The sequence below is a fragment of the Brevibacterium luteolum genome (genome assembly GCF_025147615.1).
GTDB classification, from domain to species: domain Bacteria; phylum Actinomycetota; class Actinomycetes; order Actinomycetales; family Brevibacteriaceae; genus Brevibacterium; species Brevibacterium luteolum.
In genome coordinates this window covers 1-9963 of the sequence record NZ_JALXPM010000071.1, presented here as the reverse complement: position 1 = coordinate 9963, position 9963 = coordinate 1, and the positions used below count along the sequence as shown (strand labels likewise).

8 protein-coding genes are annotated in these 9963 nt (G+C 68.7%); 4 read left to right on the top strand and 4 right to left on the bottom strand.

The window, feature by feature from the left end; all coding sequences use genetic code 11:
* Positions 1 to 11 precede the first annotated feature (11 nt).
* Positions 12 to 260, bottom strand: a complete 249-nt coding sequence (locus M3C25_RS12655) for a WhiB family transcriptional regulator (protein WP_102162883.1) — start codon at positions 258 to 260, stop codon at positions 12 to 14.
* Positions 261 to 502: 242 nt separating this feature from the next.
* Here M3C25_RS12655 and M3C25_RS12650 point away from each other — a divergent pair, with 242 nt between their 5' ends.
* The 3 genes from M3C25_RS12650 to M3C25_RS12640 all read left to right on the top strand — a co-directional run bounded on the left by M3C25_RS12650 (position 503) and on the right by M3C25_RS12640 (position 4581).
* Entirely contained in the window at positions 503 to 1084 is a 582-nt protein-coding gene (locus M3C25_RS12650) for a gamma carbonic anhydrase family protein (RefSeq protein ID WP_170274769.1), read from the top strand.
* Positions 1085 to 1165: 81 nt separating this feature from the next.
* Entirely contained in the window at positions 1166 to 3040 is a 1875-nt protein-coding gene (locus M3C25_RS12645; protein ID WP_170274770.1) for a heavy metal translocating P-type ATPase, read from the top strand.
* Positions 3041 to 3144: 104 nt separating this feature from the next.
* Entirely contained in the window at positions 3145 to 4581 is a 1437-nt protein-coding gene (locus M3C25_RS12640; RefSeq protein ID WP_102162886.1) for an NAD(P)H-quinone dehydrogenase, read from the top strand.
* Between the two features lie 236 nt (positions 4582 to 4817).
* Here the strand turns inward: M3C25_RS12640 and M3C25_RS12635 are convergent, their stop codons facing one another.
* From M3C25_RS12635 to M3C25_RS12625, 3 genes are all read right to left on the bottom strand, one after another.
* Positions 4818 to 6608, bottom strand: coding sequence for an acetyl/propionyl/methylcrotonyl-CoA carboxylase subunit alpha (locus tag M3C25_RS12635; protein WP_204514195.1), 1791 nt, complete (start codon positions 6606 to 6608; stop codon positions 4818 to 4820).
* Positions 6609 to 6702: 94 nt separating this feature from the next.
* Positions 6703 to 7413: a Maf family protein gene (locus tag M3C25_RS12630; RefSeq protein WP_170274771.1), complete on the bottom strand. Its 711-nt coding sequence runs from the start codon at positions 7411 to 7413 to the stop codon at positions 6703 to 6705.
* On the bottom strand, positions 7410 to 8372 hold the full coding sequence (locus tag M3C25_RS12625; RefSeq protein WP_259857093.1) for an SGNH/GDSL hydrolase family protein: 963 nt from the start codon (positions 8370 to 8372) through the stop codon (positions 7410 to 7412). The genes M3C25_RS12630 and M3C25_RS12625 overlap by 4 nt, the downstream gene beginning before the upstream one ends.
* Positions 8373 to 8518: 146 nt before the next feature.
* Between M3C25_RS12625 and M3C25_RS12620 the strand changes: the two genes are divergently transcribed.
* On the top strand, positions 8519 to 9961 hold the full coding sequence (locus M3C25_RS12620) for an AI-2E family transporter (protein WP_259846645.1): 1443 nt from the start codon (positions 8519 to 8521) through the stop codon (positions 9959 to 9961).
* Positions 9962 to 9963 lie beyond the last annotated feature (2 nt).

Sequence of the window (9963 nt, the reverse complement as noted above, 5' to 3'; positions counted from 1 at the left end):
CGGGCTGCGTGTCAGCCGGCGCGGCGGGCGCGAGCGGCACGGCGCTTGAGGGCGCGGCGCTCATCTTCGCTCATGCCGCCCCAGACTCCGGCATCCTGGCCGGATTCGAGTGCCCACTGCAGGCAGATCTCGGCGACTTCGCAGCGGCGGCAGACACTTTTGGCCTCTTCGATCTGCAGGAGCGCAGGGCCGGTGTTGCCGATGGGGAAGAAGAGTTCGGGATCCTCATTGAGGCAAGCCGCGCGATGGCGCCAATCCATGGTGTCCTTTCCTGGAGCGGAGGTCGCCGGAGCCCGGGGAGCTGGTGGGCCCAGATCGGCACACAGCAGGCTGGCGACAGCAAGTGGTCGCTATGTCAACCAGATTCACATATGAGACAGGACAGCACAAGAGGGTCGAAGTGTGAAATCACCGACAATCTTTTATTCTGCGGGGTCTGCCGCAGCATCGCAAATCGATCCTCAGCCTTGCCCGCTTCGCACCGTTCTGCTTGGCTGAGGACATGGAGAACATCAGCGACCTGCGCGACGTGCGCATCATTGCCATCGGCGATCTCAAGCCGCAGATCCACACCACTGCCTTCGTCGCACCCGGCGTCACGCTCATCGGCGACGTCCGCCTCGGGGCCGGCAGCAGCATCTTCTACGGCACCGTGCTGCGCGCCGAATCGAGCCCTATCACGATCGGTGAGGGGACCAATGTGCAGGACAACTCGGTCATGCACTCCGATCCCGGCCGTCCGGTCACTGTCGGCGCCCGCGTGTCGGTCGGCCACCGCGCGCTCGTGCACGGCTGCACGGTCGGCGACGACTGCCTCATCGGCATGGGCGCAACCCTGCTCAACGAATGCGTCATCGGCTCCGAGACCCTCGTGGCAGCCGGCGCTCTCGTCCTCGAAGGGATGGAGGTCCCCTCCGGCTCCCTGGTGGCAGGGATGCCGGCGAAGGTGCGCCGCGAGCTGACCGCGGAGAATATCGAGCACATCCGCACCAACGCCGCCTCCTACTCCGAACTGTCGGCCGCGCACCGACAACAGGGCCGCATCGTAGGTCCCGCAGACGTGCTCACCGAGGCGATCGGCTGAACCAGCCTCCCCCTTTTCCGGCGAACGAAGGTTGTCCACGCCTTCCTAGCCGCCCGCGGCGCCGTTGGGCATGATGGCCGTATGGCTTTCATCCGTGCTCTGCGCCGCTACCCGCTCGCGGGGCTGGCCGTCGTCGCCTTGGCGACGACGCTCATCCTGCTCGCCTCAGGGTTGCCCGGCGTCGCCCAGATCCTGGCGACGAGCGTCATCGGCATCGTCGTCCTCCTCACCGTCTGGGACATGATCAAGGACATCATGGCCGGCAAGTGGGGTCTCGACATCCTGGCCGTCGTCGCGATGGTCGCCACCGTGCTCGTCGGCGAATACGTCGCCGGCCTCATCATCGTGCTCATGCTCACCGGCGGCGAAGCGCTCGAGGAGATGGCCGCAGGCCGGGCCGGGCGCGAACTCGATGCGCTCATCAGCCGCGCCCCGCAGTTCGCCCACCGGGAGGGCGCTGACGGCCAGCTGACCCAGATCCCGGTCGACGAGGTGGCCATCGGCGACATCCTCGCCGTCCGGCCGAATGAGACGCTGCCGGTCGACGGAACCCTGCTCGACGCATCGGCGACCATCGATGCCTCGGCGATGACCGGCGAACCGCTGCCGGTGACCTTCAGGACCGGGGACACCCTCGCCTCGGGCACGGTCAACGAGACCCGCGCCTTCCGCATGCAGGCGACCGCCACCTCGGCGGACTCCCAGTACGGCTCGATCGTCAAGCTCGTGCGCGAGGCCGTCGAATCCCAGGCTCCGATGGTGCGCCTCGCCGACCGCTATGCGGTGCCGTTCACGATCGTGTCCCTGGCGATCGCCGCCTTCGCCTGGTTCATCAGCGGCAACCCCACCCGGTTCGCCGAGGTCCTCGTCGTCGCCACCCCCTGCCCGCTGCTCATCGCCGCCCCGGTCGCATTCATGGGCGGGATGAGCCGGGCTGCGCAGATCGGCGTCATCATCAAGAACGGCGGCGCGCTCGAAACGCTCGCCCGCGTCCAGTCCGCCGCCCTCGACAAGACCGGCACGCTCACCCGCGGCAATCCTGAGGTCCGCCGCGTCATCCCCGGCACACACAGTGAAGACGAGCTCATCGCCCTGGCTGCCGCGGCCGAGCAATTCTCGCTGCACGCCTTCGCCCAGTCGATCGGCGCGGTGGCCAGCGAGCGCGGGCTGACCCTGCCCGAGGTGGCAGGCGCCGACGAGACAGCGACCAACGGCGTGCGCGCCTACCTGGCCGACGGCACCGAGGTGCGGGTCGGCAAGATCACCTACATCGAAGAGGTCGCAGGCCCCCTCGAACCGGCCGAGCTGGCACCCGGGGAGACCTTCGTCTACGTCTCCCACGGCAGCGACCTGGCCGGCATCATCATCCTCGCCGATGAGCTGCGCGCCACCGCCGCCGGCACCGTCGCCCGGCTGCACGAGCTCGGCGTCACCGACATCGCGATGCTCACCGGCGACAACGCCGCCACCGCCCGGGCGATCGCCGGTGAGGTCGGCATCGACGAGATCGAAGCCGGCTGCACCCCGCAGACGAAGGTCGAGCACCTGGCCTCGATGCGCAACCGGCCGGTGCTCATGGTCGGCGACGGCGTCAACGACGCCCCGGTGCTCGCCGCCGCAGATGTCGGCATCGCGCTCGGTGCGCGCGGGGCGAGTGCGGCCAGCGAATCGGCCTCGGCGGTCATCACCCAGGACGATATCGCCAACGTCGCCTATGTCATCGAGATCTCCCAGCGCACCGTGCGCATCGCGCTGCAGAGCATCTGGCTGGGCATCGCGATCTCGATCGGGCTCATGATCGTCGCAGCCCTCGGCTACCTGCCCGCGGTCGTCGGCGCGATCCTGCAGGAGGGCGTCGACCTCGTCGCGATCCTCGGGGCCCTGCGGGCACTGCGTGTCAGCCACACGCCCGTGCCCGAGGCGGTCGAGACTGCCGCGGGCCGCCAGGCCGCTTAGGGCAGCCGGTGGCCCAGCCACTAGGATGGGAAGCGAACGACAGGGCGGCCGCAGCGCCGCCGCTGTCATGCCATCGACTTGCCTGCCGCTGAGAGAATGAGACTGTGAAGAACGTACTTGATCCCTCCCAGAACCGCGTCGTCATCATCGGCGGTGGTCCCGGCGGCTACGAGGCCGCACTCGTCGCCGGCCAGCTCGGCGCCGATGTCATGCTCATCGAACGCAACCGCTGCGGCGGATCTGCGGTGCTCACCGATGTCGTGCCGTCGAAGACCCTCATCGCCACCGCCGAGCTCATGGGCCAGATCGAGGTCTCCGGGCCGCTGGGCATCCGCCTGCGCGGCACCGAGGACGGTGAGCCCGCTGCGATCGAACGCGGCGCCGCCCGCGCCGACCTCGACACCATCAATAAGCGGATCAAGCACCTGGCCAACGCTCAGGCGACCGACATCTACGACGGGCTTGTGGCCGCCGGCGTCAAGGCGATCAAGGGAACGGCCCGGATGTCGGGCCGGCACACCGTCCACGTCGTCGAGGAGGAGGGCAACGAGTACGAACTCGAAGCCGATGTCGTCCTCATCTGCGTCGGCGCGCACCCGCGCGAGCTGCCGAGCGCCCAGCCCGACGGTGAGCGGATCCTGACGTGGACGCAGCTCTACGACCTCGACGAGCTGCCTGAGCACCTCGTCGTCGTCGGCTCCGGTGTCACCGGTGCTGAGTTCGCCTCCGCCTACCATGCTCTCGGTTCGAAGGTCACGCTCGTATCCTCCCGGGACCGGGTGCTGCCCGGCGAGGACAAGGATGCTGCCGATGTGCTGGAGAAGGCGTTCCGCTCCCGCGGCATGAACGTGCTCTCCCGTTCGCGTGCCGAATCGGTCACGCGCACCGACGATGGTGTGCTCGTCACCCTTGACGACGGGCGCAAGGTCAATGCCAGCCACTGCCTCATGGCCGTCGGCTCGATCCCGAACACCAAGGACCTCGGTCTCGAATCGGCCGGCGTGCAGCTGGAGGACTCCGGGCACGTCGTCGTCGACGGCGTCTCGCGCACCTCCCGGCCGGGCATCTACGCCGCCGGTGACTGCACCTCGGTCATGCCGCTGGCCTCGGTGGCCGCGATGCAGGGCCGAATCGCGATGTGGCACGCCCTCGGCGATGCCGTTGCTCCCCTCAAGCTGCGCAATGTCGCCTCGAACATCTTCACCAGCCCGGAGATCGCCACCGTCGGCTTCTCCCAGAAGGACTTCGAGGAGGACCGCAAGGAGATCGACTGCGTCACCCAGCCGCTGAGCACGAACGCACGGGCGAAGATGCAGGAGATCAGCGACGGCTTCGTCAAGATCTTCTCCCGCCGCGGCTCCGGTTCGATCCTCGGCGGTGTTGTCGTCGGTCCGAAGGCCAGTGAGCTCATCCTGCCGATCACCCTGGCCGTGGAGAACCGGCTGACCGTCGACCAGCTGGCCTCCAGCTTCACCGTCTACCCCTCGCTGTCGGGCTCCATCACCGAGGCGGCGCGCAAGCTGCATCACCACGCCAGCTGAGCCAGCCGGCGCAGCCGGTGCCTGCCGGGCAGGACCGGCGGCTGAATACACGACTGCGGGTGCACTCGATTCGAGTGCACCCGCAGCTGTGTTTCGGGGGATCGGGAGCTGGCGTCACCGGCAGACTCACTGTCTCATGCGCACCGAGTCGGCACAATTGGACTTTGGTGCAGTCGACTACGACTTTCGTCTAGGTCTGCCTGAAGCCGGCCCGCTGACCTGCGGCTGTGCGCGGCTCAGTCCTCGAACTCGATGAGCACGGTGCCGGCCTTGACGGCCGAGCCGGCCTCGACGGCGATCTTCGACACGGTGGCGGGACGCGACGCCTTGAGCGGCTGCTCCATCTTCATCGCCTCGATGACCGCCAGCGTGTCACCGGTCTCGACGACAGCACCGGGCTCGACATCGACGGACACGATCGTGCCCTGCATCGGTGCGGTCAGCGCTGAGGCGTTGTCGGTGCGGCTGGAGCCGCGGCGGCGCAGCCGGCCCTTGCGGGGGCGGGCGCCGGCTTGCGCCGGGCGGGCCAGCTCGGCCGGCACCTTGACCGTCAGCCGGTGGCCTTCGACCTCGACGACGATGTCGATGACGTCGCTGCCGTCCTGCGTCTGCTGTGCCATGGGATCCTCCGGATCGTCGAATGTCGGCATGTATGTCTGCTGCAGCCAGTGGGTGGAGACGCTGAATTCCTCGGCGAAGGCCGGTTCGTTCACCAGCCGCCGGTGCAGCGGCAGCAGCGTCTTAACACCGTCGAGGGTGTACTCGCCGAGCGCACGGCGGGCGCGGGCGAGTGCGTGTGCGCGGTCCTCTCCGGTGACGATGAGCTTGGCGAGCATCGGGTCGAAGTCGACTCCGACCTCAATGCCGTGGTGCACGCCGGAGTCGACGCGCACGCCGGGACCGGCCGGCTCGATGTAGCGGCCGATCCGCCCGGTGGCCGGGAAGAAGTTCAGGCGCGCGTCCTCAGCGTTGATGCGGAACTGGATCGAGTGACCGCGCGGAGCCGGGAACTCCTCAGGCAGGCTCTCGCCGGCGGCGATGCGCAGCTGCCAGGCGAGCAGATCGACACCGGTGACCTCTTCGGTCACGGTGTGCTCGACCTGGATGCGGGCGTTGACCTCCATGAAGGTCAGCGTCCCGCCCTCGCCGAGCAGGAACTCACACGTCGCGGCCCCGACGTAGCCGACCTCGCTGAGGATGTCCTTCGAGGCCTGAGTGACCGTGGCGATCTGCTCGTCGGTGAGGAACGGCGCCGGGGCCTCTTCGATGATCTTCTGGTTGCGGCGCTGCAGCGTGCAGTCACGGGTCGAGGCGACGAGCACGCGGCCGTTGCCGTCGACCATGCACTGGGTCTCGATGTGGCGCGGATTGACGATCTGCTGCTCGAGCAGGCACTCACCGCGCCCGAACGCCGAGAGCGCCTCACGGGAAGCACCGGCGAGCGCATCGGGCAGCTCGGCCGCGCTGGCCGCCGTGCGGAAGCCGCGCCCGCCGCCGCCGTAGACGGCCTTGACCGCGATCGGGTAGCCGATCTTCTCAGCGATCGCCAGCGCGTCGTCGATGTCGTCGACGGCACCGTCGGAGCCCTTCGTGATCGGCGCGCCTGCCGCCTCGGCGACGGCACGGGCACCGGACTTGTCACCGAGCCGGTCGATGGCCTGCGGGGGAGGACCGACCCACACGAGACCGGCATCGAGCACCGCCTGCGCGAAGTCCGGGCTCTCGGCGAGGTAACCGTAGCCGGGGTGGATGGCGTCGGCGCCGGCGCGTTGGGCGGCGTCGATCATCTTCTCGATGCTGAGGTACGTTTCGGCCGGGCCGGCGCCGTCGAGGGCCCAGGCGTCGTCGGCCAGGCGGACGAAATCGGCGTTGGCATCGGGCTTGGTGTACACGGCGACGGCTTCGAGTCCGAGGTCGTGACAGGCGCGGATGATGCGCAGCGCGATCTCACCGCGGTTGGCGATGAAGACCCGCTCGATGGGGCGGTGCTCCACGGTTGCGGAGTACTGCCGCATGGGCTCGGTCATCTGGTCTCCTGGGCATGAAACGGGTGAACGATATCAATCTAGAGACCAGTGCCAAAGCGTTGTGGACTATCGACAAAATCGGTGGGCGAAATTCTCAACCGGCACCGGGCGCGTCGTCACCGGTGTGACCTGCGGCATCGGCGCTGACATCCCACAGCTCATGCCAGGCCAGCCCGAGCTCGCCGACAAGCGTGCGCGCCAAAGGGAGGCTGAGCCCGATGACGTTGTGGTGATCGCCTTCGATGCCGGTGACGAAGGCGCCGCCGAAACCGTCGATCGTCAGCGCGCCGGCGACCTCGAAAGGTTCGGCGGTGGCGATGTAGGCGTCGATCTCCGCATCGGACAGCGCTGCGGTGTGGATCGTCGTCGACGCCGTCTGTGCCCGTGTGCCGGCGACCTGCCAGCCGTCACCGGTCGGGTCGAGGCGGGCGAGGAAATGGCCGGTGTGCAGGTGCGCGGTGCGCCCGCCCATCTGCTGCCACACCTCGCGGGTGCGCTCAGGTGTGTGGGGCTTGCCGACCGGCTGGCCGTCGAGTTCGAGTATCGAATCGGCAGCGATGAGCACCCGCGGCCGATCCGGCGCACCGGCGAGCAGCCCGGCGTTGCGTGCGGTGATGCGGCCCAGGACGTCACGGCCCTTGGCCTCGGCGAGCACGCCGGCCAGCTCCGCGACCGAGGCAGTGGGGTGCTGGTCCTGGACGGCCGCCTCGTCGACGTGGGAGACGATGACCTGCGGGGTGATGCCGGCCGTCGTCAGGGTCGCATACCGCGACGGGGATCCGGAGGCGAGAATGACAGCGCTCACGGGCGGGCCTCCTCGGTATTCGGGTTGGCAGCACTGGGCACAGCAGTCGGGGCAGCAGGCTGCTGCGGCTCGGTCTCCTCGTCCTCAGGACGCGGGTCGCCGTCGGTCAGCTCCGCCGGCCAGTGCGGGCGGGTCTCAGGATTCTCCTCGACATCATGGGGCAGGTCGAGGTCGACGGTGATGCGCTGGATGACAGCGGTGGCCAGCTGCGCGTAGCCGAGCGGGGTGGGGAAGCGGCCGTCGGAGCGGATGAGGGACTGCTTCGTCGTGCCCGACAGCACCGTGTTGAGCGACACCGGGATCGCCCCGGCGGAGACGGCGAGCATCCACTGCGAGCCGGCGAGCACGCGTGAGGAGCGGCGCAGCTGGGTGCGCAGCGGCTGCGGGATGCCTGGCAGGCTGCCGAGGTTGGGGCACGTGAGCACGATGACGGTGTAACCGCCTTCGCGCTGCAGCCGGTTGAGCGCGGTGGTGAGCACCGGCAGGCCGATCGAACCGGTGATCGGGTGGATGACATCGGCGCTGCCCATCGCGATGACGGCAAACCGCGGCGGCTGTTCGCCGATGCGTGAGCGGCGCAGCAGCGGATCGGCCAGGATCGAGTTGACCTGGGTGAGGATGTCATCGGCTCGCGCACCGGCCTGCGCGGTCGAGCGCAGCCGCACCGGCCGGCCGGTCAGGGCCGCCAGCCCGCGGGCGATGAGCATCGCTGGGGTGCGGCGGCGCCGGCCGACGGCAATGCCGGGCAGCCAGGAGTCGCCGATGACGGCCAGAGCCGGCAGATGCTCGGTGTCACCGTCGACGTCTTCGAGCGCCCGGCTGTGCGGAGCGCTCAGCTCGACGAGCCGGGACTGCTGGGGGACAGCGGCCGCGGCGACGTCGTCGTCGAAGGCCTGGCGCAGCCGCATCGACTGCAGCCGCATGAGTCCGTAGACACCGGCGGCGAAAGCCGTGGGCATGGCCAATCCAAACCCCAGTGCGGTCGCGGTTCGTCGCTGCATGAACTTCCTTCCCTCGTCCCGGACGAGTCTAGTGCCTCGAACCGATGGCAGAACTTCGGCCCAGATGCGCGCTGATTCAGCTGGTGAAGCGCTAAGCTGGCCTCATGCCAGAGAACTCTCAGCAACGCATCCCCGGGCGGCTGCGCAACGCCTGGCAGGGATTCCGGTCCCGCCGCGAGCAGGCCGCGCAGACCCCGACGGGGTCCTTCACCGCGTCGCCGCCTGTCCCCGCCTACATCGAGGTGCCAGCCCACGAGCCCACCGAGGAGGAGAAGGGGCGCGGAGCGTACGAGCCGTTCGTGTCTCTGCCGATGCGCCTGGCCGCCGCCTGGTCGTGGCGGTTCCTCATCGTGCTGGCCGCGATCGGCGTCGCCTACTGGCTGCTGTCGAAGATCTCCGTCATCCTGCTGCCAGCCCTCATCGCGCTGCTCATCACCGCACTCATCTCGCCGTTGTCGAACTTCCTCATGCGCCACGGCTGGAAGCGCGGGGCGGCAGCTGGTGTCACGTTCGTCGGCTTCATCGTCCTGGTGCTCGGCCTGCTGACGCTTGTCGGCCAGCAGATCGTCGTCGGCATGGGCGAGCTGACCGGGCAGGTCGTGGCCGGTATCCGCGCGATCGCCGACTGGCTGCAGCACAACCCGTTCGGCATCGACTCCTCGCGGATCTCTGTGGCCATCGACGACACCCTGAACAAGGGCATGGCGATGCTCGAAGAGCGCTCCGGCCAGATCCTCGGCGGCGTCGCCGGTGCCGCGATGTCGGTCGGCAGCTTCTTCACCGGCCTCATCCTCACCCTGTTCACCGCCTTCTTCTTCCTCTACGACGGCCGCAAGATCTTCTCCTGGTTCATTGGGATGCTCCCGCGCCGCGCCCGCGGCCGCGCTGAGGGCGCCGGCCTGCGCGGCTGGCAGTCGCTCGTGCAGTACGTCCGGGTGCAGGTGATCGTCGCCGGCGTCGACGCGATCGGCATCGGCATCGGTGCCTTCTTCATCGGCATCCCGCTCGTCTTCCCGCTCACGGTGCTCGTCTTCCTCGGCTCCTTCGTGCCGATCGTCGGTGCGGTCGTGACCGGCATCATCGCCGTCATCGTCGCACTCGTCTCCAAGGGCCTGGTCGCGGCGATCATCATGACGCTCGTCGTGCTGGCCGTCCAGCAGCTGGAGGGCAATGTGCTCCAGCCGTTCATCATGGGCAAGGCCGTCTCCGTCCACCCGCTGGCCGTCGTGCTCGCGGTGGCCGCCGGTGCGACCCTGTACGGCATCGTCGGGGCGCTCTTCGCCGTGCCGGTCATCGCCGTGCTCAACACGATCGTCCTCTACCTCGCAGGAGAAGACGTCTACGCCAAAGACGGCAAGGCCAAACAGGAACACCAACCCGACGATGAGGACGGCAGGACCTCCCCGCAGCTCGAACACGACGAAGAAGATTCGCCGCTGGCTCCCGACGTCTCCGAGGGCGACCCGACCGAGACCGCCGAGCCCTCCGGCCAGGCCAACGGGTCGACCGCCTCGGGCGCGGGCAATGAGCGGCGCACCGACGACTGAGC